The organism is Kitasatospora sp. NBC_01302 (assembly GCF_035976515.1).
Lineage (GTDB): Bacteria > Actinomycetota > Actinomycetes > Streptomycetales > Streptomycetaceae > Kitasatospora.
Map to the genome: position 1 here is coordinate 5,721,758 of NZ_CP108404.1, position 26,079 is coordinate 5,747,836.

At 73.9% G+C, this 26,079-nt stretch carries 22 protein-coding genes; 10 read left to right on the forward strand and 12 right to left on the reverse strand.

Going from position 1 to position 26,079, the window contains the following annotated elements; translation table 11 throughout:
- Positions 1-118: 118 nt before the first annotated feature.
- Positions 119-778 carry a hypothetical protein gene (locus OG294_RS25160; protein WP_442789210.1) on the forward strand — a complete coding sequence of 220 codons (660 nt, stop codon included), beginning with the start codon at positions 119-121 and terminating at the stop codon, positions 776-778.
- Between the two features lie 57 nt (positions 779-835).
- Here OG294_RS25160 and OG294_RS25165 read toward each other — a convergent pair whose 3' ends face one another.
- The 3 genes from OG294_RS25165 to OG294_RS25175 all read right to left on the reverse strand — a co-directional run bounded on the left by OG294_RS25165 (position 836) and on the right by OG294_RS25175 (position 3,987).
- A complete protein-coding gene (locus OG294_RS25165; protein WP_327068818.1) occupies positions 836-1,996 on the reverse strand; it encodes an Mrp/NBP35 family ATP-binding protein in 1,161 nt (386 codons plus the stop codon).
- Between the two features lie 67 nt (positions 1,997-2,063).
- Positions 2,064-2,696, reverse strand: coding sequence for a DUF1003 domain-containing protein (locus tag OG294_RS25170; RefSeq protein ID WP_442789211.1), 633 nt, complete (start codon positions 2,694-2,696; stop codon positions 2,064-2,066).
- Positions 2,686-3,987: a magnesium transporter MgtE N-terminal domain-containing protein gene (locus tag OG294_RS25175; protein WP_327068819.1), complete on the reverse strand. Its 1,302-nt coding sequence runs from the start codon at positions 3,985-3,987 to the stop codon at positions 2,686-2,688. Before OG294_RS25175 ends, OG294_RS25170 begins: the two co-directional genes overlap by 11 nt.
- Positions 3,988-4,113: 126 nt before the next feature.
- Here OG294_RS25175 and OG294_RS25180 point away from each other — a divergent pair, with 126 nt between their 5' ends.
- The 3 genes from OG294_RS25180 to OG294_RS25190 are packed head-to-tail and all read left to right on the forward strand — an operon-like array spanning position 4,114 to position 6,283.
- On the forward strand, positions 4,114-4,659 hold the full coding sequence (locus tag OG294_RS25180; protein ID WP_327068820.1) for a hypothetical protein: 546 nt from the start codon (positions 4,114-4,116) through the stop codon (positions 4,657-4,659).
- Positions 4,652-5,608, forward strand: coding sequence for a DMT family transporter (locus OG294_RS25185; protein ID WP_442789212.1), 957 nt, complete (start codon positions 4,652-4,654; stop codon positions 5,606-5,608). Before OG294_RS25180 ends, OG294_RS25185 begins: the two co-directional genes overlap by 8 nt.
- A gap of 30 nt (positions 5,609-5,638) precedes the next feature.
- Positions 5,639-6,283, forward strand: coding sequence for a suppressor of fused domain protein (locus OG294_RS25190; RefSeq protein WP_327068821.1), 645 nt, complete (start codon positions 5,639-5,641; stop codon positions 6,281-6,283).
- Between the two features lie 34 nt (positions 6,284-6,317).
- On the opposite strand, the gene OG294_RS25195 is transcribed toward OG294_RS25190, so the two are convergent.
- From OG294_RS25195 to OG294_RS25215, 5 genes are all read right to left on the reverse strand, one after another.
- Entirely contained in the window at positions 6,318-7,178 is an 861-nt protein-coding gene (locus OG294_RS25195) for a PHP domain-containing protein (protein ID WP_327068822.1), read from the reverse strand.
- A 44-nt stretch (positions 7,179-7,222) separates the two neighbouring features.
- The gene (locus tag OG294_RS25200; protein ID WP_327068823.1) at positions 7,223-7,861 is read right to left on the reverse strand and encodes a DUF6758 family protein; all 639 of its coding nucleotides are present in this window, start codon (positions 7,859-7,861) and stop codon (positions 7,223-7,225) included.
- A gap of 279 nt (positions 7,862-8,140) precedes the next feature.
- Complete coding sequence (locus OG294_RS25205; protein WP_327068824.1) at positions 8,141-8,287, reverse strand: hypothetical protein; 147 nt, start codon at positions 8,285-8,287, stop codon at positions 8,141-8,143.
- A 332-nt stretch (positions 8,288-8,619) separates the two neighbouring features.
- Positions 8,620-9,507 (reverse strand): alpha/beta fold hydrolase, encoded by an 888-nt coding sequence (locus tag OG294_RS25210; protein WP_327068825.1) that lies wholly within the window; start codon positions 9,505-9,507, stop codon positions 8,620-8,622.
- 136 nt (positions 9,508-9,643) lie between these two features.
- Positions 9,644-12,079: a DEAD/DEAH box helicase gene (locus tag OG294_RS25215; protein ID WP_327068826.1), complete on the reverse strand. Its 2,436-nt coding sequence runs from the start codon at positions 12,077-12,079 to the stop codon at positions 9,644-9,646.
- A 619-nt stretch (positions 12,080-12,698) separates the two neighbouring features.
- Here OG294_RS25215 and OG294_RS25220 point away from each other — a divergent pair.
- Positions 12,699-13,421: a ferritin-like fold-containing protein gene (locus tag OG294_RS25220; protein ID WP_327068827.1), complete on the forward strand. Its 723-nt coding sequence runs from the start codon at positions 12,699-12,701 to the stop codon at positions 13,419-13,421.
- Between the two features lie 24 nt (positions 13,422-13,445).
- Here OG294_RS25220 and OG294_RS25225 read toward each other — a convergent pair whose 3' ends face one another.
- From OG294_RS25225 to OG294_RS25235, 3 genes are all read right to left on the reverse strand, one after another.
- Positions 13,446-13,739, reverse strand: a complete 294-nt coding sequence (locus OG294_RS25225; protein ID WP_327068828.1) for a hypothetical protein — start codon at positions 13,737-13,739, stop codon at positions 13,446-13,448.
- Between the two features lie 206 nt (positions 13,740-13,945).
- Positions 13,946-14,173 carry a DUF3107 domain-containing protein gene (locus tag OG294_RS25230; RefSeq protein ID WP_327068829.1) on the reverse strand — a complete coding sequence of 76 codons (228 nt, stop codon included), beginning with the start codon at positions 14,171-14,173 and terminating at the stop codon, positions 13,946-13,948.
- Positions 14,174-14,293: 120 nt separating this feature from the next.
- Positions 14,294-14,941: a TetR/AcrR family transcriptional regulator gene (locus OG294_RS25235; RefSeq protein WP_327068830.1), complete on the reverse strand. Its 648-nt coding sequence runs from the start codon at positions 14,939-14,941 to the stop codon at positions 14,294-14,296.
- A 185-nt stretch (positions 14,942-15,126) separates the two neighbouring features.
- Here OG294_RS25235 and OG294_RS25240 point away from each other — a divergent pair, with 185 nt between their 5' ends.
- The 3 genes from OG294_RS25240 (at position 15,127) to moeZ (ending at position 19,171) form a co-directional block, all read left to right on the forward strand.
- A complete protein-coding gene (locus OG294_RS25240) occupies positions 15,127-16,131 on the forward strand; it encodes an alpha/beta fold hydrolase (RefSeq protein ID WP_327068831.1) in 1,005 nt (334 codons plus the stop codon).
- Between the two features lie 761 nt (positions 16,132-16,892).
- Positions 16,893-17,858, forward strand: a complete 966-nt coding sequence (locus tag OG294_RS25245; protein WP_327068832.1) for an NAD-dependent epimerase/dehydratase family protein — start codon at positions 16,893-16,895, stop codon at positions 17,856-17,858.
- A 134-nt stretch (positions 17,859-17,992) separates the two neighbouring features.
- On the forward strand, positions 17,993-19,171 hold the full coding sequence (moeZ, locus tag OG294_RS25250) for an adenylyltransferase/sulfurtransferase MoeZ (protein ID WP_327071655.1): 1,179 nt from the start codon (positions 17,993-17,995) through the stop codon (positions 19,169-19,171).
- A gap of 66 nt (positions 19,172-19,237) precedes the next feature.
- On the opposite strand, the gene OG294_RS25255 is transcribed toward moeZ, so the two are convergent.
- Positions 19,238-21,952: a lysylphosphatidylglycerol synthase transmembrane domain-containing protein gene (locus OG294_RS25255; RefSeq protein WP_327068833.1), complete on the reverse strand. Its 2,715-nt coding sequence runs from the start codon at positions 21,950-21,952 to the stop codon at positions 19,238-19,240.
- 124 nt (positions 21,953-22,076) lie between these two features.
- Between OG294_RS25255 and OG294_RS25260 the strand changes: the two genes are divergently transcribed.
- Both OG294_RS25260 and OG294_RS25265 read left to right on the forward strand, forming a co-directional pair.
- Positions 22,077-22,424, forward strand: coding sequence for an MGMT family protein (locus OG294_RS25260; protein ID WP_327068834.1), 348 nt, complete (start codon positions 22,077-22,079; stop codon positions 22,422-22,424).
- A 161-nt stretch (positions 22,425-22,585) separates the two neighbouring features.
- A complete protein-coding gene (locus OG294_RS25265; RefSeq protein ID WP_327068835.1) occupies positions 22,586-26,038 on the forward strand; it encodes an ATP-dependent helicase in 3,453 nt (1,150 codons plus the stop codon).
- The last annotated feature ends 41 nt before the right edge of the window (positions 26,039-26,079 follow it).

Sequence of the window (26,079 nt, forward strand, 5' to 3'; positions counted from 1 at the left end):
GACGACACCCCGCCCGGCCAGCCGCCGGACGGGGTGTCGGCCGTTGCGCCGCTATTGTGCTGAGTGCCCGACAGGTTGCCAAGGAGGTCCCGGATTGGACGCGACGAGCAGTCGTACGGTGGGAACGACCGCCGCCAAGGCGGCGGAGGTGCCCGGCCGACGGGTGGCCGAGCCCACCGACCCGCTGGCGCCCTACCAGGCGGCCGACTTCCCCTGGTACGGCCTGGACGAGGGCTGGACCGGCCGGCGCTGGCTGCTCCAGGCGGGCGCCGGCGGCAACCGCCCCGGCCCGGCGCGCAGCATCGACTACGGCTCGGTCGGCCACGGCGAGCAGCCGCCCAAGCAGCCCGAGGCCCCGGGGCCGCGCCGGTTCGCGGTCGTGGTCACGGTCGCCCGCCGCCCCGGGCGGCGCAGCGCGGACGGCACCGGTGTGCTGGAGGCGACCTCCGCCGCCTCGGCCGCCTGGCTGGCCGGTTCCGGGCTGCTCGCCGTCACCTGGCCGGGCCAGCTGGACCGCGGCCGTCGACAGGAGTGGCTGGACCAGCAGACCGCACTGGCCTGGGACCTGGCCGACGACCTCGGCGGCCCCGGCTGGTCCCCGCTCACCCTGCCGGTCAACGGCCTGCCGCAGCCCTTCCGCTACCGCGAGTCCGAGTACGGCTGGGTGCTGGCCGGCGAGGCCCCGGGCGTGCTGCTCGGCGCCTACGGCCGTGGTGTCAGTGCCTACGGCGTGGGCTTCAGCGCGATCGCGGACCTGGCGGCGTACACCAGGCCCTGAGGGCCCGTCCGTGCGTACCGACGAGGTCCGCCGGCCAGGGGCCGGCGGACCTCGTGGTCAGAACTTGTTCTTCGGGGTGAGTCCCAGCGAGAGGCCGGACAGGCCGCGCTGGCGTCCGCCCAGCTTGTCGGCGACCGCGTGCAGCGCGGCGCCGGCCGGGGAGTCGGGGGCCGCCAGCACGACCGGCCGGCCGTCGTCGCCGCCCTCACGCAGCCGCACGTCGATCGGGATGCTGCCGAGCACCGGGACGGTGGCGCCGGTGGCCCGGGTGAGCGCCTCGGCGACGATCTGGCCGCCACCGGTGCCGAACACGTCGACGATCTCGTCGCAGTGCGGGCAGGGCATGCCGGCCATGTTCTCGATCACGCCGACGATCTTCTGGTGGGTCTGCAGCGCGATCGTGCCGGCCCGCTCGGCCACCTCGGCGGCGGCCATCTGCGGGGTGGTGACGATCAGGATCTCGGCGTTCGGCACCAGCTGGGCCACCGAGATCGCGATGTCGCCGGTGCCGGGCGGCAGGTCGAGCAGCAGCACGTCCAGGTCGCCCCAGTAGACGTCGGCCAGGAACTGCTGCAGCGCGCGGTGCAGCATCGGGCCGCGCCACACCACGGGGGCGTTGCCGGGGGTGAACATGCCGATCGAGATGACCTTCACGCCGTTCGCCGACGGCGGCATGATCATGTCCTGGACCTGGGTCGGGCGGCCCTCGACGCCCAGCATCCGCGGCACGCTGTGGCCGTAGATGTCGGCGTCCACCACGGCGACCTTCTGGCCCTTGGCGGCCAGCGCGGCCGCCAGGTTGACGGTGACCGAGGACTTGCCGACCCCGCCCTTGCCGGAGGCCACGGCGTAGACCCGGGTCAGCGTGCCGGGCTTGGCGAACGGGATCTCGCGCTCGGGAGCGCCGCCGCGCAGCAGCTGGGAGAGCTCCTTGCGCTGCTCGTCGCTCATCACGTCGAGTTCGACCTCGACGCCGGTGACGCCGGCGATCCGGCCGACCGCGGTCTTCACCCGATCGATGATCGTCTCGCGCATCGGGCAGCCGGAGACGGTCAGGTAGACGGCCACCCGTACCGTGCCGTCGCCGGAGATCTCCACCGATTTCACCATGCCGAGGTCGGTGATCGGTCGGTTGATCTCCGGGTCCTGCACGGTCGACAGCGCCTCGCGGACGGATTCCTCCGTCACGCCGGTCGCCACCTCAGTCTCATTGGCCATGCCTTGATGGTACGGCGCGCCCCGCGGCCACCTGACTGGCCGGTAGCGTGCTGCGGGTCACAGCCGGTCAGGCCACTTCCACCCCGTCGCGGCGCTCGTCCAACTCCTTGAGCAGGCTCTGCAGCTCGGACCGGATGAAGTCCCGGGTGGCCACCTCGCCCAGCCCCTGGCGCAGCGAGGCCACCTCGCGGGCCAGGTACTCGGTGTCGGCGATGTTGCGGTCGCTGCGGGCCCGGTCCTGCTCCATGTTGACCCGGTCCCGGTCGTCCTGGCGGTTCTGGGCCAGCAGGATCAGCGGCGCGGCGTAGGAGGCCTGCAGGGACAGCACCAGGGTGAGGAAGATGAAGGGGTAGTTGTCGAAGTGGACGGCGGGGGGCAGGATCGTGTTCCAGAGCACCCAGATGATGATCACCACCGTCATCCAGACGATGAACCGGCCGGTCCCCAGGAACCGGGCGATCCGCTCGGAGAGCTTGCCGAAGGCCTCCGGATCGTAGGCGGGCAGCGAGAAGAGGCCCGGGCTCGCGGTGCGCGGCTGGTCCAGCCGGGAGCGCACCGAGGTGCCGTGCACGGTCTGGCTGCGGCTGCCCTCGCGGGCGCGCAGCTCGCGCAGCTGCCGCAGGTCGCGCAGCTCGCCCTGCAGGCGCTGGCGGGCCGGCTCCTCGCGGCCCTCCCGGCGGTGCTTGCGGTCAGTGTCCACCAGGTTCCTCGCTCTCCTGCTCGGTGCTGCGGTGCACCTCGCCGCCGTGCAGCGCTGCCTCGCGCCAGTCCTCGGGCAGCAGGTGGTCCAGGACGTCGTCCACGGTGACCGCGCCGAGCAGGTGGTCCGCCTCGTCGACCACCGGTGCCGCGACCATGTTGTAGGTGGCCAGGTAGCTGGTGACCAGCGGGAGCGGGGTGTCCGGCGGCAGCGGGTCCAGGTCGCCGTCCACGATGGAGCCGACCAGCGTGTACGGCGGCTCGCGCAGCAGCCGCTGGAAGTGGACGATACCCAGGTACTTGCCGGTCGGCGTCTCGTTCGGCGGCCGGCAGACGTAGATCTGCGCCGCCAGCGCCGGCTTGTGGTCCGCGACGCGCACCCGGGCCAGCGCCTCGGCCACCGTGGCGTCCGGCTCCAGCACGATCGGCTCGGTGGTCATCAGACCGCCCGCGGTGTCCTCCTCGTAGGAGAGCAGCCGGCGCACCGGGGCCGCCTCCTCCGGCTCCATCAGCTGGAGCAGGCGTTCGGCCTCGTCACCGGGCAGCTCGGAGAGCAGGTCGGCGGCGTCGTCCGGGTCCATCGCCTCCAGCACGTCGGCGGCCCGCTCGTCCTGCAGCTTGCCGAGGATCTCCACCTGGTCGTCCTCGGGCAGCTCCTCCAGCACGTCCGCGAGCCGCTCGTCGTCCAGCGCGGCGGCCACCTCGCCGCGGCGCTTGGCCGACAGGTGGTGCAGCACGTTGGCCAGGTCGGCCGGGCGCAGCTGCTCGAAGGTGGCCAGCAGGTTGGCCGCGCCCTGGCCCTCCTCGGTGAGCGTGAACCCGGTGACGGCGGACCAGTCCAGGGTGAGGGCCTCGCCGCGGTTCTTGCGCAGCCGGCTGCTCCTGCCGCGCTGCACGAAGACCTTGGTGATCTCCCACTCGCGCAGCCGGGTCTGCACCATGGCCACGTCCAGCACGGTCACCTCGTCGCCGGAGGCGGTCTCGGTGACGCGGCGGTCCAGCAGCTCGGCCAGCACCAGGGTCTCGGTCTGGCGCTGCTCGAAGCGGCGCATGTTGACCACCCCGGTGGTCAGTACCTGGCCGGACTCCAGGCTGGTCACCCGGGTCATCGGCAGGAAGATCCGGCGCCGTCCGATCACCTCGACCACCAGACCGAGCACCCGGGGCGGGCGGCCGCCGATCCGCAGCGAGACGACCACGTCGCGCACCCGGCCGACCTGATCGCCGTTGGGATCGAAAACGGCGACTCCGGTCAGGTGGGAGATGAAGACCCGACTGCCGTGCGCTGCCAAAGCACGTCCTCTCGCTCGCGGTGGGTCAGGCTGTGGGGGGCCAGGCTACCGAACGCCATCGAGCCAGGCTCGTCAGGCTTGCGCCGCCGCCCGGGGCCGCTCGGGCGGCCCCGTACGCTGTGCGCTATGGACGGTACGCGAGCCACAGCTGACGACTTCTTCGACCGCGCCCTGTTGGAGGAGGCCGTGAAGAAGTCCGGTCTGCTCTGGGTGCGGGCCGACGGTGCCGCCGAGCGCCGTCCGCTCTGGCACGCCTGGCACGACGGCGCCGTGGTGGTGGTCGGCGACGCCGGTGAGCAGCCGCTGCACGGGCTGACGGCGGGGGCCGGCGCCGAGGTGGTGCTGCGCAGCAAGGACAAGGGCGGCCGGCTGGTCGCCTTCCCGGCCCAGGTGGTGGTGGCCGAGCCGCACAGCGAGGCCTGGACCGGCGCCGTCGAGGAGCTCAAGGGCAAGCGGCTGAACGCGCCCGACACCGACACCATCGGCGAGCGCTGGGCGCGCGAGTGCCGGGTGCTGCGGCTGGAGCCGGTCGGCCCGCTGACCGAGCACCCGGGCGCGATGCCGCAGGACTCGCACGCCGCCGCGCCGATGCCGAGCTCCGCCACCACCCGGCGGCCGATCCCGGCGGGGCTGCCCAAGCTGGTGCTGGGCCGACTGAAGCGCCGTGGCTGAGTCCACCGCCCCGGTGCACGGCCGTACCACCACCACCGCGGCGGCCGGGCCGTCCCCGGCGTCCCTCGCACCCGCCGCCCCGGCCGGGCTGCCGAAGACCGATCTGCTGCTGCTCGCCGTCTCGATCGCGGGGATCTCGCTCTCCGCGCCCTTGATCAGCGCCACGGCCGCGCCCGCGCTGGCCATCGCCTGCTGGCGCAACCTCATGTCGGTGGGCGTGCTCGGCCCCTACGCCCTGCTGCGCCACCGGGCCGAGCTGCGTGCCATCGGCCGGCGCGCGCTGCTGCTCGCGATGGCCGCCGGGGCGCTGCTGGCCGTGCACTTCGCGCTCTGGATGCCCAGCCTGCGGATGACCTCGGTCGCCTCCTCGACCGCGCTGGTCACCACCACCCCGCTGTGGACGATCCTGCTGCTGCGGCTGACCGGCGTGCGCCCGCCCCGGCTGGTCTGGCTGGGCATGTGCGTGGCCTTCGCCGGCGTGCTGGTGCTCACCGGGGTGGACCTGACGGTCTCCCCGCGCGCGCTGCTCGGCGACGCGCTGGCGCTGGGGGCCGGACTGGCCGCGGCGGGGTACCTGCTGCTCGGCGCCGAGGTCCGGCGCACCGTCAGCACCACCGCCTACACGCTGGTCTGCTACAGCACCACCGCGCTCGTCCTGCTCGCGCTCTGCCTGGCCACCGGGACCGGGCTGACCGGCTGGTCGGCCGGGGTCTGGGGGCAGATCGCGCTGCTGATGCTCGCCGCCCAGCTGCTCGGCCACTCGCTGAGCAACCGCGTGGTGCGCACGCTTGGTCCCTCGGTCACCTCCACGGCGATCCTGCTGGAGACCCCGGGGGCGGCGCTGATCGCCGCGGTCTGGCTGGGCCAGTGGCCGGCCGCGGCCGCCTATCCGGCGGTGGCGCTGATCCTGCTGGGGCTGGCCCTGGTGGTGCGCGGCGGGCGCCGCTGAGCGGCGGCTACCGACCGGTACGCTCGCGGTATGGCGCACGACTTCCCGCTCTTCGGCGACCCCGGCCAACCGCACGGACCGCAGGGTCCGACCCGTGACGAGGTGCTGGCCGCCGTCGAGGCACGGCTGCTCACCACCTTCGGCGAGCCGAGCGGACGGGCCTCGATCACCTTCCTCGGGGCCGAGCGGATCGAGGTGCTGCGGTTCGGCCCCGACACCGAGGGCCTGGTGCGGTACGCCACCCTGGGCATGGCCGCCGCACCGATGGCCGACCCCACCGCGGCGCTGGCCGACCCGGTGCGGGGCCCGCGCGCCGAACTGCTGCTGACCCTGCGCGGCGGGCGCGACGACGTGCTCCGGGCACTGGCCACCTTCGCGGCGACGCCGCAGGTCGAGGGCTTGGTGGTGGCCCCCGGCAGCTCGCTCGACCTGGGCGCACCGCTCTGGGAGGGTGCGCCGTTCACCTCGGTCCTGGCGGCCGAGAGCGGCGGCCTGGTCGCGGACCTCGAACTGGACGAGCCCGCCGACCCGGTGCGCTTCCTGCCGCTGCTGCCGATGACGCCCAACGAGGCGGCCCACAAGCGGGTGCACGGCGCGGGCGCGCTGCAGGAGCGCTGGCTGGAACGCGGCACCGACCTGCGGGACCCGCAGCGGCGCGCGGTGGCGCTGGACTGACGGCCCGTCGGCGGGCCGGTCGGACCGGCCCGGGTCAGTCGATCGGCTTGGCCCCGGTCGCCTGGTCGAGCAGCGCCTGGTAGGCCTCGGGCGCGGTGGTGAACTCGCCCAGCCGCACGGTCTTGCGGGTGCCGTGGTAGTCGCTGGAGCCGGTGGTGAACAGGCCCAGCTCGGCGGCCAGGCCGCGCAGCCGGACCCTGGTCGGCTCGTCGTGGTCGGTGTGGTCGACCTCCAGGCCGGCCAGCCCGGCCGCCGCGAGGTCGGCGATCACCTGGTCGGAGACGGTGCGTCCGCGCTTGTCGGCGCCCGGGTGCGCGAAGACCGGCACCCCGCCCGCGGCGCGGACCAGCCGCACCGCGACGGCCGGGTCGGTCTCGTGCTTGGGCACGTCGGCCCGCCCGCCGTTGGCCAGCCACTCGGCGGTGAAGGCGGCCGAGACGTCCTTGACCACGCCGGCCTCCACCAGCGCGCTGGCGATGTGCGGACGGCCCACCGAGCTGCCCCCGGCGGCGATCCGCTGCACCTGCTCCCAGCTGATGGGTGCGCCCAGCTCCCGGCACCGCTCGACCACCGCCTGCCCGCGGCGGAACCGGTCGGTGCGCACCAGCTCGCGCTCACGGGCGAACTCCGGCTCGGTCGGATCGAAGAGGTAGGCCAGCAGGTGCATGCTGATCCCGCCGACCCGGCAGGAGAGCTCGGCCCCGGGCACCAGGACAGGGCGTCGGCCGGGCGGCAGCGCGTGCAGCGCCTCGGCCGCCTCGGCATGGCCGGCGACGGTGTCGTGGTCGGTCAGCGCCACCACGTCGAGCCCGGCGGCGACGGCGGCGGCGATCAGCTCGCTCGGGGTGTCGGTGCCGTCCGAGACGTTGCTGTGGGCGTGCAGGTCGATGCGCACGGGCTGGCTCCTGGCTCGCTGCGGGTCAAGGCAGCCCAGGATAGTCAGCCCAGGAGCTGCTGGGAGAGGGCTCCGCAGGGCAGCAGTTCGAGCTCGGCTCCGGCGTCCCGCAGGTCGGTGAGGACCAGCTCGTCGTACATCAGCAGCGCGGACTGCTCGGGCCAGGCGATCGCCCAGAGCCACAGACCCAGCGCCTCGCCGACGTAGACCGCACGGTCGTCGGGGGCGCCCTGGAGGTGCCACATCGGGGTGGGCCGGCCGGCGGCCAGCAGCTTGGTGTCGGCGGGCTTGTGCAGCGAGAGGGCGTCGCCGGGGTCGGGCCCGGGCAGACCCGCGTACCGGGCGCCGAGACCGACGCCGAGCTCCTCGGCCACCAGGACCAGCTCGCCGAAGCCACCGAGCGGCGCGGGGCCGGAGCAGGCCACGGCGGTGGCGCGGGCCCCTGAGAGGTCGTCACCCACGTGCGCGATGCCGGTGTAGAGCCAGCTGACCGGAAGCGGCCAGGGCAGCCAGACGGGCACCTGGGAGCGGGCCACGGCCACGCTCAGCGCCTCGATGCTCGGTGGCAGCACCGGCTGCATCGGATGGACGGCACCGTGCTCGTCACACTGCCAGGTGTCACGGAAGAGCCCGGGGGCACGCACCCGACCGCCGCACCTCGGGCAACTTGGCTCGCCCCTCATAACAGCCAACGCTCCTCCCTCCGGGCCGCCGCGTCAAGGACGATCACCCGTACGGAGGGCCTCGGCGAGCGGATCCGGTGGCGGGCCCGCTCGGCCGGGGCGGCGGCCCCGGCTAGGGGATGTCCCGCCCCGCCCGACGGCAAACGTCGGCGGGGCGCGCCGGGGGCGCACGGCAGCGCCGGGGGGAACGGCTGACGCCCCGTCATCGACGAATCGATGGTCGGGGCGTCAGGGAGCGGGACGCGGCCAGGCAGGGCGCCGGGGCGGCCTGGTGCGGTGTCAGGCGTTGTGGCACGGACGGATGTAGAGACGTTCGCCGGTCAGGGCGGCGTCCGCCACCAGCTGGCGGACGGTCTCGGCGTCGGCGATCAGCCGATCGGTGGCGGAACCCTGCTGGTCGTCCAGTCGGAGAATCTCGAAACGCATGGGCCTCTCCTCTGCTGGCCTCGGTGGCACCCGAGGCGGTGGGGTGCTGCTCGTCGGTCGCGGTACGGCGGTCAGTGCCATGTGTCCCCCCTCGCTGCCGGCGGGACGGCGGCCCGATCGGGCCCGGTCCGCCAGCGTGGCGCCGGACGTTTGCCTGGCGATTGCCCGCTGATGACGTCGTGGTTTCGGTGACGTCCATCGGGGCTCAACCGCACAGGTGGGGCTGTTCATTCCCAGCCAGAATCAAATATTACCGTAACTAAGGATTTTTGGGCCAGCAGAAATCCCCGGTGCGCGGCCGTGGCGGTGCATCGGGGACGGGTGAGCGGTGGTCAGCCGGTGCCCACCGAGGACCAGAAGTCGAGCAGCACGGCGGCGGTCCGGGCCGGGCGCTCGGCGTTGGGGGAGTGGCCGGCGCCGTCCACCACCACGTGCGGCACGCCCAGCCGCGCGGCCGTGCGGGCCTGCTCCTCGACCGGCCAGGCGTAGTCCTCGCTCCCGGAGACGTACAGCTTGGGCAGCGCGACGGCCGCCAGCTCCTCGGTCCGGTCCTCCTGGCCGACCAGCCGCTCGCCCATCGCCACCAGCGCCTGCGGCACGTTGGCCAGCCAGCGCCGGTGCAGGAAGTCGGTGACCTCGGGCGCCGGGGACAGGGCGGCGTCCGACTGGTCGCCGTCCATCTCCTCCTTCACCTGCCAGATGGTCTCCAGGTCCATGCCGCCCAGCAGGGCGTCCATCAGCAGCTTGGTGCGCGCCGCCTCCGGCGGGTCGAGCGGCCCGGGGCCGGTGGAGAGCAGCACCAGCGAGGCCCAGGGCAGCGGCGCGCTGCCGGACAGCACGGCCTCCCGCGAGACGAAGCCGCCGAAGGAGTGGCCGAGCAGGTGCACCGGTCCGGCCGCGGGCTCGGCGGCCAGCAGCTCGGTGACCGCCCGCAGGTCCAGGCCCAGCTCGGGCAGCGCGTAGCCGGCCGGATCGGCACCGCCGCCGGTCTCGTACTGGCCGCGCTGGTCGTAGGCGACGACCCGGAAGCCCGCGAGCGAGAGCGGCTCCAGCAGCGCGATGAAGTCCTCCTTGCTGCCGGTGAACCCCGGCACCAGCAGCGCGGTGCCGCGCGGGACACCGGCGGGCTCGGCCCGCAGCGCGGCGAACTCCCCGCGCGTGGTGGCCAGCCGCACGGCGGCGGCGCACGGAGGGAGGGCGAGGAAGGGCAGCGTGCTCAAGGGAAACTCCTTCGTCGGCCGGCTGGCAGCGCCGACCCGAGCATAGGGCCTGAGCTGCCGGGACGGCCGAGAGGGGCGGTCGGACCAGCTGGTCCGACCGCCCCTCTCGGTGCGTGCTGTGCCTGTCGGCGCCGGGTCAGTCGGCGACCGGGGCCTCCGCGACGGCCTTGCGGGTACGGCGGCGCGGGGCGGGGACCGCCTCGGTGGCCGGTGCCTCGGTGACCGTGGCCTCGGGGGCGGTGGTCTTCTTGGCGGTGGCCTTGCGGGTGCGGGTGGTCTTCTTGGCGGGGGCCGGTGTGGCCTCTGCCTCGATGGTCTCCACCACGGCCGGTGCCTCGATGGCCGGTGCCTCGGCGGCGGTGGCCTTCTTGGTGGTGCGCTTGGCGGCGGTCTTGCGGGCCTTGGCCGGTGCGGCCTCGGGCTCGGTGGTGACCTCGGTGGCCGGTGCCTCGGTGACCGTGGCCTCGGGGGCGGTGGTCTTCTTGGCGGCGGTCTTGCGGGTGCGGGTGGTCTTCTTGGCGGGGGCCGGTGTGGCCTCTGCCTCGATGGTCTCCACCACGGCCGGTGCCTCGATGGCCGGTGCCTCGGCGGCGGTGGCCTTCTTGGTGGTGCGCTTGGCGGCGGTCTTGCGGGCCTTGGCCGGTGCGGCCTCGGGCTCGGTGGTGACCTCGGTGGCCGGTGCCTCGGTGACCGTGGCCTCGGGGGCGGTGGTCTTCTTGGCGGCGGTCTTGCGGGTGCGGGTGGTCTTCTTGGCGGGGGCCGGTGCGGCCTCTGCCTCGATGGTCTCCACCACGGCCGGTGCCTCGGCGGCCGGTGCCTCGACGGCGGCGGCCTGCTTGGCAGCGCTCTTCCGCGTCCGGGTGGTCTTCTTGACCGCCGGGGTCGCGCTCTCCTCGGCCGGGGCCTCCGCCTGGCTCGGCACCACCGTGGCGGCGGCCGGGGCCTCGACCACGAGGGTCTCGACCGCGGGCGCCGGGGCGGCGGCCGGCTCGGCGACGGTGACCTCGCCCTGCGCGCTCTGCGGCGCGGCCACGGCCGCCGCCACCTGGGCCTCACCGGAGGCGCCACCGCGCGAGCGGCGGCGGCGACGGCGCGGGGCCGTGCTCTCGCCGTCCACGCTCACGGGCCCGCCGGCCGGCGCGGCGGTGCTCTGGCCGCCGGCCGTCACCTGCTGCTGTGCCTGCGCCTGCTCGCCCGCGACCGACGCGCCGCCACGGGTCCGCCGCCGGTTGCGCGGGGCGCGGGCCGGCCGCTCCTCGGCCGCCGGCTGCTCGACGGCCGGGCCGCGGCGCGGGCCGGAGCTGTCGGCCCCGCCACGTCCGCGACCACGGTCGCGGTCACCGCCGCGGTCACCGCGGCCGGAGCGGGCACCGCGCCCGCCGGTCTCGCCGAGGTCCTCGACCTCTTCGGCGGCCAGTCCGGCCCGGGTGCGCTCCGAGCGGGGCAGCACGCCCTTGGTGCCCGGTGCGATGTTGAGCAGCTCGTACAGGTGCGGCGAGGTGGAGTAGGTCTCCTCCGGCTCGCTGAAGCCGAGCTCCAGCGCCTTGTTGATCAGCTGCCAGCGCGGGATGTCGTCCCAGTCGACCAGCGTGACGGCGGTGCCCGAGGCGCCGGCCCGGCCGGTGCGGCCGATCCGGTGCAGGTAGGTCTTCTCGTCCTCGGGGCACTGGTAGTTGATGACGTGCGTGACGCCCTCGACGTCGATGCCGCGGGCCGCGACGTCGGTGCAGACGAGCACGTCGACCTTGCCGCTGCGGAAGGCCCGCAGCGCCTGCTCGCGGGCACCCTGGCCGAGGTCGCCGTGCACCGCGCCGGCCGCGAAGCCGCGCTGGGTCAGCTGGTCGGAGACGTCCGCCGCGGTCCGCTTGGTGCGGCAGAAGATCATCGCCAGGCCGCGGCCGTCGGCCTGCAGGATGCGCGAGACCAGCTCGACCTTGTCGAGCGAGTGCGCCCGGAAGATGTGCTGGGTGGTGTTGGCCACGGTGTGGCCGCTGTCGTCCGGCGCGGCGGCCCGGATGTGGGTCGGCTGGCTCATGTAGCGGCGGGCCAGGCTGATCACCTGTCCCGGCATGGTGGCCGAGAAGAGCAGGGTCTGCCGCTTGGCGGGCAGCATGGTGATGATCTTCTCGACGTCGGGCAGGAAGCCCAGGTCGAGCATCTCGTCGGCCTCGTCCAGCACCAGCGCGCGGACCTTGGAGAGGTCGAGCTTCTTCTGCCCGGCCAGGTCGAGCAGTCGGCCCGGGGTGCCGACCACGATGTCGACGCCCTTGTTGAGGGCCTCGACCTGCGGCTCGTAGGCCCGGCCGCCGTAGATGGCCAGCACGCGCACGTTGCGGACCTTGCCGGCCGTCTGCAGGTCGTTGGTGACCTGGGTGCACAGCTCGCGGGTGGGGACCACGATCAGCGCCTGCGGGCTGTCGGAGAGCTGCGCCTCGGTGGCGCGGCCGGCGTCGACGTCGGCGCGCACGATGGCGCGCTCGATCAGCGGCAGGCCGAAGCCCAGGGTCTTGCCGGTGCCGGTCTTGGCCTGGCCGATGACGTCGTGCCCGGTCAGGGCGACCGGCAGGGTCATCTCCTGGATCGGGAACGGGTGGATGATGCCGACCGCCTCCAGCGCCTCGGCGGTCTCCGGGAGGATGCCGAGTTCGCGGAACGTGGTCTTCGTCGGTTCAGTCGTGGTGGACAGGGTGCTGCCTCTTCCGTGTGGCGGGCAGAGCGAGAGGCGGCGGGCAGCCTCGCGGCTGCGTCCTGCCCGGGGGGCGGTTCGCGAGCTGCGAGGTCGTGCACGACCGCGCCGGTCCCTGCGGCGTCCGGGCGCGGCCGGGCCCTGGCTGGGCCGCGGCGTCCCGTGGCGTGGGGGAGAGGTCCCGTGAGGGGTCCGGCGCGGGACCGGCGCCCTGCGGCGCGGTCCGCGGCGGCCCTCGCTCGGCCACTGATGCGGTGCCTGGCTTGGGGTCCAAGCCAAGGTCGGAGCCGATCGGCTCTCCGACCGGGCATCCGCGTACGTGAGTCCCCAAGCGCCTCGCACCGGAGTCGTCCGGGCGAAGCGAACCCGCGCGGTTTGCGGACCGTGCGGGCATACGGGTCTCTGCACCACTGTACAGTCAGCCGACGACTCGAACACGTGACGCGTCTGACATGCCAGCTGGGCGGGCTCACGGTGACGGCACGGCGGTCTAGAGTGACGATCCATGGAGACTCAAGGCGAGGCCGGCCAGGTCGGCTCGATCGGTGACTGGACCACCTGCTCGGCCGACCCGAACTACCGGGCGGCCGTCCTCGACCTGCTGGGCGCCCTCGCCTACGGCGAGCTGAGCGCCTTCGAGCGCCTGGCCGACGATGCCAAGTTCGCGCCGGGCCTGGCCGACAAGGCGGCGCTGGCCCGGATGGCCTCGGCCGAGTTCGCGCACTACCAGCTGCTGCACGACCGGCTGGCCGAGATCGGTGCCGACCCGACCGAGTCGATGACCCCCTTCGTCGAGCCGCTGGAGTCCTTCCACCGGGTCACCGCGCCCTCGGACTGGCTGGAGGGCCTGGTCAAGGCCTATGTCGGCGACTCGATCGCGACCGACTTCTACCGCGAGGTGGCCGTCCGTCTCGACGACGACACCCGGGACCTGGTGCTGCGGGTGATGAGCGACACCGGGCACGCGCAGTTCGCGGTGGACAAGGTGCGCCAGGCGATCGAGGAGAACCCGCGGGTCGGCGGCCGGCTCGCGCTCTGGGGCCGGCGGCTGATGGGCGAGGCGCTCAGCCAGGCGCAGCGGGTGGTGGCCGAGCGGGACGCGCTCTCCAACCTGCTGGTCGGCGGCGCCGAGGTGCGCGGCTTCGACCTGGTGGAGGTCGGCAAGATGTTCAACCGGATCACCGAGGCGCACACCAAGCGGATGAGCGCGCTCGGCCTGGCCTCCTGACCGACCGCGCGGCCCGGCCGACCGCTACGCGGCGTGCCGGCGGCGGCGGTGGCTGCCGCGCTTGGCGGCCTGGTCGGGCCGGGCCAGTACCGAGGTGAGCAGCCCGGTGCAGACCAGCGTGATCAGCACGGTGGTGGCCGGATGGCCGTTGGCCAGCGTGATCCGCGTGATCACGCCGCTGAGCAGCGCCGACACCAGGCCCGTGCCGATCGTCAGGCCGCGCGCCATCGGGTAGTACGCGGGAACCAGGAACAGCGCCGCGGCCGCGGCCAGCAGGCCGATCAGCGCGAAGACGACGGCTTCGACAGGCAGGGGCACGGTCGGCCTCCCGAACTGGTGGGGCGGTCCGCGGCCGGGGGAGTGCCCGCGGTGGCCCACCCATACCCTCGGCCGCGTTGTTCTACGCCTGCCAGTATCCGCTCGAAAAGGTGCCTGTCGTCCGGTGGATCCCAATCGATGGGAATCCGATGGAAAAGCGTGATGCCCGCCGCCCCGAGGGGCGGCGGGCATCACGCCGGTCATGCTCAGATGGTGCCGAAGCCCACCTTGCGCGCGGCCTGCTCGCCGATCTCGACGTACGCCAGGCGCTCCGCCGGGACGATGATGCGACGGCCGTGCTCGTCGGTCAGCGTGAAGAGCTTGGACGTGCCCTCCAGCGCCTTGGCGACCGCGCTCTCGACCTCGTCAGCGCTCTGAACGCTCTCGATGACGATCTCTCGGGGTGCGTTCTGCACGCCGATCTTGACCTCCACGGCTTCCGTCCCTCCGGGGTTGCAGCCAGTCACGCACGGGGCCGTGTCGTCCGAACAGGAGTTCCCGGTCACCGCGCCGTACGGCTTCACCTTAGAGCAACCGGGTGGCTCCGGGGCGGATCAGCCTGCGGCCGGCAGCTCCGCGGGGTGCATCGGGAAGCCCTTCAGGCCGCGCCAGGCCAGACTCGCGACCAGCCGCACCGCCTCCTCGCGCGGGATCTCGCGCCCCTGCGAGAGCCAGTAGCGCGCGGTGATCTGGGCCAGCCCGCAGACGCCGGCGGCGAGCAGCTTGGCCTCGGCCTCGGGCAGGTCGGTGTCCTCCGCGATCACCCGGCTGACCAGCGTCGCGCTCAGGTCGGCGGCGCGCTCCACCCGCTCGCGCACCGCGGGCTCGTTGGTCAGGTCGGACTCGAAGACCAGCCGGAACGAGCCGGACTCGCTGGCCACGTAGTCGAAGTAGGCCTGCATGGTGGCCGCCACGCGCTGCTTGTTGTCCGTGGTGGCGTCCAGCGCGTTGCGGGTGGACTCGACCAGGGCGTCGCAGTGCTTGTCCAGCAGCGCGAGGTAGAGCTCCAGCTTGCCGGGGAAGTGCTGGTAGAGGACCGGCTTGCTGACCCCGGCCCGCTCGGCGATGTCGTCCATCGCGGCAGCGTGGTAACCCTGCGCGACGAACACCTCCTGCGCGGCTCCGAGCAGCTGTTCCCGGCGGGCGCTACGCGGCAGCCGGGCGCCGCGTGGGCGGTCCTGGGCCTCCTGGATGGCCGTCACGGCGCTCCTCACTTCTGGCTCGGTTCGGTGCTCGGGTCGTCCGGGCAACGGGTGGTGATTCTACTTTCGGGTAACCCGGTACGCGCCTGCTCGGACCGGGAAAGCTGCAGCTCTCGGGTTGTCGGGTGCCCACAATACGGCGCGCGGCGCCACCGGGCGCCAGGGTCTCACTACCATCTTCTCCCATGAGCACTGAGCAGCAGGAGTGGGCCGGGGCGGCGGATTTCGACCCGGCGGCGGCCGCCGGGGCGCAGGGCGGCGGTGCGGCCGGCACCGGCACCCGCCCGGCCGAGGGCCGGGAGAGGTGGGCGACCCGGGTGGTCGAGGTCCCCGGGGCCGCGCTCTCGGTGACCGGCCCGACCGCGGACCGGTCGGCCGGCCTGCCGGAGGCGCTCTTCGTGCACGGTCTCGGCGGCTCGGCGGAGAACTGGACCGAGCTGATGGGCGAGCTCGACGGGGTGGTCCGGGGCGAGGCGCTGGACCTGCCCGGCTTCGGCTGGTCCGCGCCGCCGCGGGACGGCAACCTGTCGATCTCCGGCCATGTCCGGGCGGTGATCGGCTACCTGGAGGCGACCGGGCGCGGGCCGGTGCACCTCTTCGGCAACTCGCTGGGCGGGGCGGTGTCGGTGCGGCTGGCGGCGCTGCGGCCCGACCTGGTCCGCAGCCTGACGCTGATCTCGCCGGCGCTGCCCGAACTGCCCCCGCAGCGCACCGCGCTGCCCACCGGGCTGCTCGCGGTGCCGGGCGTACCGCGGCTGCTGCAGCGCCTGTCGGCCGGCGGGCGCAGCGTGGAGCAGGCCACCGACGGGCTGCTCGACCTGGTCTACGGCAACGTCCGGGCGATTCCGGTCGAGCGCCGGGAGCTGGCGGTCGCCGAGTACCGGCGGCGGATGGGGCTGCCGTACGCGATGCAGGTACTGGTCGGCTCGGCCCGCGGGATCGTCTCGGCGTACACCGAGCGCGGCGACCAGGCGCTGTGGCGCCAGGCGCAGCGGGTGGAGGCGCCGGTGCTGCTGGTCTACGGACTGCGCGACAAGCTCGTCTCCTACCGCTCGGCGGCCCGGGCCTGCGCGGCCTTCGCGGATGCCCGGCTGCTGGTGCTGCCGGAGTCCGGGCACGTGGCAATGATGGAGCACCCGGTGCAGGTGGGGCGGGCGGTGCGGGAGTTCCTGCGCGAGGCCGGGGACTAGGGAGCGTCGGGGGCCTGTCCGGGGGGATCGTACGCGTGGCGGGGGCGGAGGTTACGGGCGTTCACTCGTTCAGGTGGCAGCCGGGCCGTGGGGCGCAGCCGCGGCGGAATCCGCTCTACCTTCGTGGTGTCGGACCGAACAGATGTGGGGGGCGTGGCCGCCGGCGAGCCGCGGCGGGCGCCTGAGGGTGTGTTGATGTGCGCAGTGGCCCCGGGGGCCGGGCGGCTGCCCGGTCGGGCGGTCATCGGTGGCGCGGCCGTGCGGGCCGGCCGCAGGGCGGGGCGTGGGGGCGCCCGCTGACCAAGAGGCGGAGTCTGCCGCCGTGCTGAGTGTCTCTCAGGGCCGGTGGCCGCGGGGCGGCGCCGGGCAGGACCGCGGTCGCGGCTTCCGCTGACGGTTCCTTCGACTGCTTTTTCTACGACAGGTTCGGACTGGTGCGACTGGGAGGTCGTCATGCGCATTGCCATGCTCACCGAGAGTGCCCGCTGCTCGGCGCAGCGTGCCCGCGATGCCTGGTGCGACCGGCGGACCGCCGCCGGGCGACCGCCGCTGCACGACGTCCTGGCTGCTGCTCGGCCGTCCGCAGGTCCACCGGTGAGGCCGCCGTGCGGCCCCGACCCTGGGGAGGCGGCGCGGGCGGCGGACCGATCGGCTCGGTGTCGGCGCGGGGGCAGGCGCCGGCCGGCTGCTGGAAGCGGGCTCGCAGGGCCCGTCAAGGGCTTCATCAACGGCTTAATCAACGGTCAGGTCAGGAGTCAGGGATGAGGGTGCTGCTGCTGGGTGCCGGCGGCTACATCGGCCGTCGGGTCGCCGATCGGTTGCTGATGGATCGTGACCTCCAGGTCACGGTGCTCGGGCGGCGGGATTCGGCCGACATCCGGTTCGACCTGGCGGCCGGGAGTCCGGGGGCGCTGGCCCGCTTCCTGGACGCGGTGATGCCGCAGGTGGTGATCAACTGCGCCGGGGCCACCTACGGGACCTCCCGCACCCTGGTGCGGGCCAACGTGCTCGCGGTGGCGACGGTCTGCGAGGCGATCCGGCGCAGCCACGAGCCGGCCCGCCTGGTGCACATCGGCTCGGCGGCCGAGTACGGCGTCGTGCCGCCGTCGTCGCCGATCAGCGAGAGCGCCGAGCCGCGCCCGGTCGGTCCGTACGGGGTGTCCAAGCTGGCCGGGACCGAGCTGGTGCTCTCCTCGGGGCTGGACGCGGCGGTGCTGCGGGTCTTCGACGTGGTCGGCCCCGGCACCCCGGCCGCCTCGCTCTTCGGCCGGCTGGCCGAGGGCCTGCGCCGCGCTCTGGAGCAGCAGGAGGGACAGGTCCGGATGCCGGATCTGTCCGCATTCCGGGATTTCGTCGATGTCCGCGACGTCGCGCAGGCGGTCCGGGCGGCGGCGGTCTCGGCGGCGACCGGCGTGATCAACATCGGCACCGGGCACGCCGTCCAGGCCCGGGAGGCGGCGGAGCTGCTGATCCGCGCCTCGGGCTTCGAGGGGGCGCTGAGCGAGGAGATCCGGACCGTGCTGCTGCCCGCCCAGGCGGCCACCGAGCCGGGCCCGGCCACGGCACCGCCGGCGCCGGCCGCGGTCGAGTCGCGCCCGGTGATCGAGCCGGTGCCCTGGCGCCAGGCCGACGTCCGGACCGCCCGCGAACGGCTCGGCTGGCGGGCGCAGACCCCGCTGGAGGAGTCGCTGGGGGACGTCTGGCTGGAGACCGCCTGCCGGGTCTGAACGCCCGACCGCGAGCCGGTTCCCAGCATCCGGTGGGGCTTGTCTCGACCAGTGGACCAGCTGTCTCGGAATAGGGCACCGGCGTGACACTGTTGGCTCAAGGAACCAACGTTTTGACGACCATCGGAGTCCCCGTGTCGCTGCCACCCCTGGTCGAGCCGGCTGCCGAGCTCACCGTAGACGAGGTCCGCCGGTACTCCCGCCACCTGATCATCCCGGATGTCGGGATGGCCGGGCAGAAGCGGCTGAAGAACGCCAAGGTGCTCTGTGTGGGCGCGGGCGGTCTCGGTTCCCCGGCCCTGATGTACCTGGCGGCGGCCGGCGTGGGAACCCTGGGCATCGTCGAGTTCGACACCGTCGACGAGTCCAACCTGCAGCGGCAGATCATCCACGGCCAGTCCGACATCGGCCGCTCCAAGGGCGAGTCCGCGCGCGACTCGGTCAAGGAGATCAACCCGTACGTCGAGGTGATCCTCCACGAGGAGCGCCTTGACAACGACAACGTGATGGAGATCTTCTCCGGCTACGACCTGATCGTCGACGGCACCGACAACTTCGCCACCCGGTACCTGGTCAACGACGCCGCGGTGCTGCTCGGCAAGCCGTACGTCTGGGGTTCGATCTACCGCTTCGACGGCCAGGCCAGCGTCTTCTGGGCCGAGCACGGCCCGTGCTACCGCTGCCTCTACCCGGAGGCCCCGCCGCCGGGCATGGTCCCCTCCTGCGCCGAGGGCGGCGTACTCGGGGTGCTCTGCGCCTCGATCGGCTCGATCCAGGTCACCGAGGCGATCAAGCTGCTGACCGGGGTCGGCGAGCCGCTGGTCGGCCGGCTGATGATCTACGACGCCCTGGAGATGAACTACCGCCAGGTCAAGGTCCGCAAGGACCCCGACTGCGCGGTCTGCGGCCCGAACCCGACCGTCACCGAGCTGATCGACTACGAGGCGTTCTGCGGGGTGATCTCCGAGGAGGCCCAGGAGGCCGCGCTCGGTTCCACGATCACCTCCAAGCAGCTCAAGGAGATGCAGGACGGCGGCGAGGACATCCTGCTGATCGACGTCCGTGAGCCCGGCGAGTACGAGATCGTCAACATCCCGGGCGCGGTGCTGATCCCCAAGAACGAGTTCCTGATGGGGAACGCGCTGGAGAAGATGCCGCAGGACAAGAAGATCGTGCTGCACTGCAAGACCGGCGTCCGCTCGGCCGAGGTGCTGGCGGTGCTGAAGGCGGCGGGCTTCGCCAACTCCGTCCACCTGGGCGGCGGGGTGATCGGCTGGGTCAACCAGATCGAGCCCGAGAAGCCGGTGTACTGACCGGTCCGGGTATCCGATCCCGGCGCACGGACGAGGCCGGCCCCACGGCGGGGCCGGCCTCGTCCGTTACAGCGCGCCCTGGCGGTGCAGGTAGCTGTAGGCGATCCAGCCCGGCAGCACCGGCAGCCAGAAGGTGAGCAGCCGGAACAGGAAGACCGCCGAGGTGGCGGTCGCCGCCGGCAGCCCGGCGATGCCCAGCGCGAAGATCAGCGCACCCTCGATCGCGCCGATGCCGCCCGGGGTCGGGACGGCGGAACCGGCCGCGTTGGCGGTCAGGAAGATGAACGCGACGGTGGCGAAGTTCATCGAGCCGCCGAAGGCCCGCACCGAGGCGTCCAGGCAGGCGGTGAAGGTCAGCGTCAGCAGCACGATGCCGCCGAAGCCGGTGATCAGCTTGCTGGGCCGCTGCATCAGGTCGAGCATCCGCGGCACCACGCCGAAGAAGAGCGAGCGGACCCGGGTCACCACGAACCGCCGCAGCGGCGCGACCGCCGCGATCACCAGCGCCAGCACGGCCGCGGTGAGCACCCCGATGATCGCGGCCCGCTCGTTGCCGAGGTCGCCGTTGTTCTGGCTGCCGGTGATCAGGCCGAAGGCGAACAGCAGCAGCAGGTGCCCGCCCAGGCCGGCCAGCTGCGAGGCGCCCACGCTCGCCACCGCCTGGCCCGGGCGGATGCCGGCCTTCTGCAGGTAGCGGGTGTTCAGCGCGATGCCGCCGATCGCCGCCGGGGCCACCAGCTTCACGAAGGACCCGGCCAGCTGGGCCGCGACCGTGCGCCGGAACGGCAGCCGCTCGGGCACGAAGCCGGTCAGGCTCATCGCCGCCGCCACGTAGCTGGCCGCCGCGGCGGCCAGGGCCGCGGCCGTCCAGCCCAGGTGCATGTGCGAGAACTTCAGCTGGCCCGGCTGGATGCTGGTCACCGCCAGGTAGCCCGCGAAGGCCAGCGCGACGACCGTTATCAACGTCTTGGGCTTGAGCCGCTCCAGCTTGGCCGGGGCCATCGGGGCCTCGGGGGCGATCTGCAGGATCTGCCCGCGGATCCGGCTGAGCAGGTCCTCGCCGGCCGTGGCGATGTCCTCCTCCGCCTCCTCCCGGGTGCGCTCGCCGCTGGCCACCTGCTCCAGCGCCTTCGCCTGCGCGGCGCCCTTGCGCTCCTTGGTCTGCCGGGCCAGGTCGGCGCGGGTCTGCCGGCTCATCCCGACCGGCTGCAGCAGCGGCAGCGCGGCGGCCACCCGCTCCGCGCCGAGCACCCGGTTGGCGAGGGCGACCGCGCGCTCGGGTCCGATCCGCAGCGCGAAGGTGGTCAGCAGCTGGGCGACGTCGATGCGCAGCGTCAGGTCACCGGCCGCGATGTCGCCGCCGGACAGGTTGACCAGGGCGCCCAGCTTCTCGTCCACCACCAGCAGCGACTCGCCGGTCAGCCGGCGGTGCGCGATCCGGCGCTGGTGCAGGGCGTTGACCGAGAGCCAGAACGAGGCCATCACCTCGTCGGTGACCTCCTGGTCCGCCAGCTCGTCGAGGGTGCGGCCCTCGACCTTCTCGTAGACCAGGATCGCCGCGTCCGGGCCCAGCTCGGAGGTGGCCACCAGCTGCGGGGCGTGCGCGCCCGCCGCGGCGGCGGCGTAGGCGATCAGCGCCTCCTGCTCCAGCGCCTGGCGCAGCGACTGCGGGCTGCGCCGCACCGCGACCGAGCGCAGCCGGACCCGGCGCCAGATCCGGTAGAAGAACCCGGAGGCCTGCTGCTCACGGTCGATGATGTGGACGTCGAGGGCCGGGCCCTCCTGCTGGGCGACGAAGTAGCGGCGGGTGCCGCCGGGCGCGTCCGGGGCGCGGTGCGCGTTCTTCGGGGCGAAGCCGACCCGGCGCAGACCGAGCATCAGGTGCTGCCCGGTGGGCCGGATGTTCGGCGAACCGATCGCGTAGAGCGTCCCGCAGGCGACCGACCAGCCGATCAGCACGGTCAGCAGCAGCGACAGCGGGGTGGTGTAGTTGCTGACCAGCTCGGTGGCGCCGCTGAGCAGCACCGCGGCCCACAGCGCCAGGCGCCAGCGCGGTCTGCTGACCATGCCCACCGCGGTCATGTAGGCGATCACCGGTGCCAGGTAGCCGTGGACCGGTTCGGTGAGCGGGCCGGCGCCCTCGGGTTGCTGGGTCAACGCCTGGCGGATCGTCTCCGAGGCGCCGTCGGCCACCCACCAGTCCACCGCCAGCGAGACGCCGTAGGCCAGGACCGAGGCGAGTACGCCGTCGGCCACCCGCAGGCCGTCGCGTTTGATCAGCCGCTCGACCGCGAAGGCCAGCGGCACGGCCAGCACCGCCACGGTGGAGATCAGGCTGGTCACGGTGCTCAGCCAGGGCGCCACGTTCTTCACGTTGTCGTGGATGTCCGTGCCGATGCCGCTGGTGGTGGACTTGGCGTAGTTGGCGAGCGCGAAGACCGCGATGATGCCGAGCAGGCCGGCCACGAAGCGGATCAGGTCGGTGGGGCGGTGGGCGCGGGCCGCGAGCAGCGGCTCGTCGACCGCGAGCTCGTCGTCCTCGTTCTCGTCGTCCTCGTGGTCCTCGTGGTCCTCGTGGTCCTCGGACTCGTGGCCCTCGGGCTCGGGTTCCTCGGGCGCCGGTCCGGGCGCGGGGGTCGCAGCGGGTGCGGGCAGCGCGACGGGACGCCGCCGCGGCGGCGTCTGCTTCACCAGCGAGACCTTGGGCTCCACAACGGGGGGGAGCGCGGAGGCGGACTCGCCAGCGCCCTCGTCCACATCCACGTCAACCGTCCCGGTCATCTGGTCTTGTCCTCGTATCACCACTCACCGCCCCGAAGATGGTGGCATGCCGGGCAGCCTGCCGCCGGACAGGGGCCGGACCGGGCGCGGCGAATACCCCGCAGGAGGCCCCGGGCTGGTCCGGATGGGCAAGAATGCCCGAGTGACGGACAACAGCGCGGGCCCTCACCTGCCCCCGTACGCCGAGCTGGTGCTCGAACTGGTCGACCGTATCCCGCCGGGGCGGGTGATGACGTACGGAGACGTGGCCGAGTACCTCGGGGAGGGCGGTCCGCGCCAGGTCGGCCGGGTGATGGCGCTCTACGGCGGCTCGGTCGCCTGGTGGCGGGTGGTGCGCGCGGACGGCGCGCTGCTGCCCGGCCACGAGCAGCGGGCGCTGGCGGCCTACCGGCAGGAGGCCACACCCCTGCGCGGCAGGGCCGAGGACTCGCCGCGGGTGGACCTGCGGCAGGCCCGGTGGGACGGGCAGTAGCGCGGACACACCACGATCGTGCCTCCTCGGCGGCCCCGGCGGACCTCGGCCCGGCGCACCCGTTCCCGCGCGCGCCGATGGATCTCGTAGGCTCTAAGACTCCCTTCCGTTTTCCTCACCTTCTTTGACCGTCAGACCTGTCGCCGATCCGCAGGACTTCCGTGGCTTCCCCCTACCGTCTGGTGCGCAGCCCGCTCGTGACGCCCGCGCCGCCCGTGCTGGACCCCTACCAGCGCGCCGTGGCCGAGCACCCGGGCGGCCCGCTGCTGGTGCTCGCGGGACCCGGGACCGGCAAGACCACCACGCTGGTCGAGACGGTGGCCCGCCGGGTCGAGCGGGGCACCGACCCGGAGCGGATCCTGGTGCTGACCTTCAGCCGCAAGGCGGCGATGGAGCTGCGCGACCGGATGGCGGTGCGGCTGGCGTCGGCGCCGCAGGCGACCACCTTCCACTCCTTCTGCTACGCGCTGCTGCGCTCCGAGCAGGAGCCCGAGCGCTACGCCGAGCCGCTGCGCCTGCTGTCCGGGCCCGAGCAGGACGTGATGGTCCGCGAGCTGCTGGCCGGCGGGGCCGAGGACGCGGCGGCCGGGCGCTCGAAGATCAGCTGGCCGCTGGACCTGCGCGCCTGCCTGACCACCCGCGGCTTCGCCGACGAGGTGCGCGCGGTGCTCGCCCGCAGCCGCGAGCTCGGGCTGGGCGAGGCGGAGCTGGCCCGGTTCGCGGACGGCGTGCAGCGGCCCGACTGGAAGGCGGCGGCGCATTTCCTCGCCGAGTACCTGGACGTGCTGGACCTGCGCGGGGTGCTGGACTACGCGGAGCTGGTGCATCGGGCGGTGCTGCTGGCCGAGCGCGCCGGGGTCGACCTGGGCGCGCGCTACGACGCGGTCTTCGTGGACGAGTACCAGGACACCGACCCGGCCCAGGTCAGGCTGCTGCGGCAGCTGGCCGGCGGCGGGCGGGACCTGGTCGCGGTGGGCGATCCGGACCAGTCGATCTACGCGTTCCGCGGCGCGGACGTGAACGGCATCCTGGACTTCCCCCAGCAGTTCCGGCAGCGCGACGGGAGCCCTGCCGAGGTGAAGGTGCTGCGGGTCTCGCGCCGCTCGGCGCCGGTGCTGCTGGCGGCCTCGCGGGAGCTCGCCACCCGGCTGCCGATGGGGCGGCTGCCGACCCAGAAGCTGGCGCAGCACCGCGCGCTGCTGCCGGGGGGGCCGGCGGCAGGTCCCCCCGGGGCGGCCGGTCCCGGCCCCGCGGTGGCCGGCAGCGTGGAGGTCTACAGCTACCCGACCCCGGGCGCCGAGCTGGAGAGCGTCGCCGACCTGCTGCGCCGCGCGCACCTGGAGGACGGGGTGCCGTGGGGCGAGATGGCGGTGCTGGTGCGAGCCGGCGCACGGGCGATCCCCGGTGTGCGCCGGGCGCTGAGCGCGGCGGGCGTCCCGCTGGAGATCGACGGCGACGACCTGCCGCTGCGCGAGGAGCCGGCCGTGGTGCCGCTGCTGCTCGCGCTGCGGGTCTGTGCGGAGGGGGCTGTGCACCAGAAGTCGGCGGAATCGACTTCCGGTGTGGATTCGCTGACCGTCGAGCTGGCCCACACCCTGCTCACCGGTCCGCTCGGCGGACTGGACGGCTCCGACCTGCGCCGGCTGGGCCGTGCGCTGCGCGAGGAGGAGCGGGCGGCGCTGCGGGAACGGCAGGCGCCGGGCGAGGCCGTCGAGGATGTGCGGGCCGCCGACGATGCTGAGGACGATGGGGCTGCTGGGGACGCTGGGGCCAGCGAGGTGCCCGAGGCGGTCGATGCACCGCAGGGGCGCGTGCGAACGCATGTGCGCCCGTCGGACGAGCTGATCCGGGAGGCGCTCGCCCACCCCGAGCAACTGGTGACCCTCGACCTGCCGCCCGCCCGCCGGGCCCGCGAGCTCGGCACCCTGCTGCGCAAGGTGCGGGACCTGCTGGCCGGCGGCGGTACCGCCGAGGAGGCGCTCTGGGAGCTGTGGGACGGCAGCCCGCGCTGGCGCGAGCGCCTGGAGCGCGCCGCCCTGCGCCCCGGCACCGTCGGCCGCAACGCCGACCGTGACCTGGACGCGCTCTGCGCCCTGTTCGAGACGGCCGCCCGCGCCGAGGACCAGGTGACCGGCCACCGCGGCGCCCTCGACCTGCTCGCCGAGGTCGAGGCGCAGGACATCGCCGCCGACACCCTGACCGTGCGCACGGTGCGCCCGGAGGCGGTCCGGCTGATGACCGCGCACCGCTCCAAGGGCCTGGAGTGGCGCCTGGTCGTGGTGGCCGGCGTCCAGGAGGGCCTCTGGCCCGACCTGCGCCGCCGCGGTTCGCTGCTGGAGGCCGACCGGATCGGCCGCGACGGTCTGGCCGAGCCCCTCACCCCTGGTGCGCTGCTCGCCGAGGAGCGCCGTCTCTTCTACGTGGCCGTCACCCGGGCCAAGGAGCGGCTGATCGTCACCGCGGTCAAGGCGCCGGCCGAGGACGGCGACGAGCCCTCGCGCTTCCTGCGCGAGCTCTACCGCGAGCAGGTCGATCCCCGGACCGGTGCCGTGCTGGGACGGGTCCCGCAGGTCACCGTGGCGGACATCACCCACCGCCCCCGCCGACCGCTGTCCGTCGCCGCCCTGGTCGCCGAGCTGCGCGCGGTCACCGTCGACCCCGCCCGCTCGCCCGAGCTGCGCCGCACCGCCGCCGAGCGGTTGGCCACGCTGGCCGCGGCGCGCGGCGAGGACGGCACCGCGCTGGTCCCCGCCGCCCACCCGGACCGCTGGTGGGGGATGGCCGAGGCGACCAGCAGCCCGGCCCCGCTGCGCGAGCCGGACCGCCCGGTCCAGCTTTCCGGCAGCGGCCTGGAGCAGCTCGACTCCTGCTCACTGCAGTGGTTCCTGAGCAAGGAGGTCAAGGCGCAGACCGCGACCTCCGGCGCCCAGGGCTTCGGCAACGTGCTGCACGCGCTGGCCGACGAGGTGGGCTCCGGGCGGACCCCGGCCGACCTCGCGGTGCTGCTGGACCGGCTGGACACCGTCTGGGACGCGCTGGCCTTCGACGCCCCGTGGAAGTCGTCGCAGGAGAAGGCGCAGGCCCGCGCCGCGCTGGAGCGGTTCCTGCACTGGCACGTGCTGGAGCGTGGCCGCACCACGCTGGCCACCGAGCACGGCTTCGACCTCACCCTGCCGGTGGGCGAGCTGGCGGTGCGGATCCGCGGGGTGATGGACCGGGTCGAGCAGGACGCGGTCGGCCGGGCGTACGTGGTCGACTTCAAGACCGGCAAGCGGGCGCCGACCGACAAGTCGCTGCCCGAGCACAAGCAGCTCGCGGTCTACCAGCTGGCCGTCCGCGAGGGCGCGCTGGACGGGCTGGTGAACGACCGGCCGCCGCTGGGCGGTGCCGAGCTGGTCCAGTTGCGCTTCGAGGACAAGAAGCTCCCCGAGGCGCCCAAGGTCCAGCACCAGCCGCCGCCCGAGGGCGAGCCGTGGATCGAGAATCTGCTCGCGGACGCGGCCGGCCGGGTGCTGGCCGAGCGCTTCGTGCCGACCACCGGGGAGGGCTGCGGAACCTGCACCTTCAAGCGCAGCTGCTCCGCCCAGCGCGACGGCCGCCAGCTGCTCGACTGAGGCCGGCGGGCTGCCCGGCCGGCTCACCTGTCCGCTCTCCC

Bases quoted from the DNA above. Each gene is read 5' to 3' on its own strand.
- OG294_RS25165 (WP_327068818.1), bottom strand. From the start codon at position 1,996: ATGGCCAATGAGACTGAGGTGGCGACCGGCGTGACGGAGGAATCCGTC.
- OG294_RS25180 (WP_327068820.1), top strand. From the start codon at position 4,114: ATGGACGGTACGCGAGCCACAGCTGACGACTTCTTCGACCGCGCCCTG.
- OG294_RS25190 (WP_327068821.1), top strand. From the start codon at position 5,639: ATGGCGCACGACTTCCCGCTCTTCGGCGACCCCGGCCAACCGCACGGA.
- OG294_RS25200 (WP_327068823.1), bottom strand. From the start codon at position 7,861: ATGAGGGGCGAGCCAAGTTGCCCGAGGTGCGGCGGTCGGGTGCGTGCC.
- OG294_RS25205 (WP_327068824.1), bottom strand. From the start codon at position 8,287: ATGCGTTTCGAGATTCTCCGACTGGACGACCAGCAGGGTTCCGCCACC.
- OG294_RS25215 (WP_327068826.1), bottom strand. From the start codon at position 12,079: ATGACCCTGCCGGTCGCCCTGACCGGGCACGACGTCATCGGCCAGGCC.
- OG294_RS25220 (WP_327068827.1), top strand. From the start codon at position 12,699: ATGGAGACTCAAGGCGAGGCCGGCCAGGTCGGCTCGATCGGTGACTGG.
- OG294_RS25240 (WP_327068831.1), top strand. From the start codon at position 15,127: ATGAGCACTGAGCAGCAGGAGTGGGCCGGGGCGGCGGATTTCGACCCG.
- OG294_RS25245 (WP_327068832.1), top strand. From the start codon at position 16,893: ATGAGGGTGCTGCTGCTGGGTGCCGGCGGCTACATCGGCCGTCGGGTC.
- OG294_RS25255 (WP_327068833.1), bottom strand. From the start codon at position 21,952: ATGACCGGGACGGTTGACGTGGATGTGGACGAGGGCGCTGGCGAGTCC.
- OG294_RS25260 (WP_327068834.1), top strand. From the start codon at position 22,077: ATGGGCAAGAATGCCCGAGTGACGGACAACAGCGCGGGCCCTCACCTG.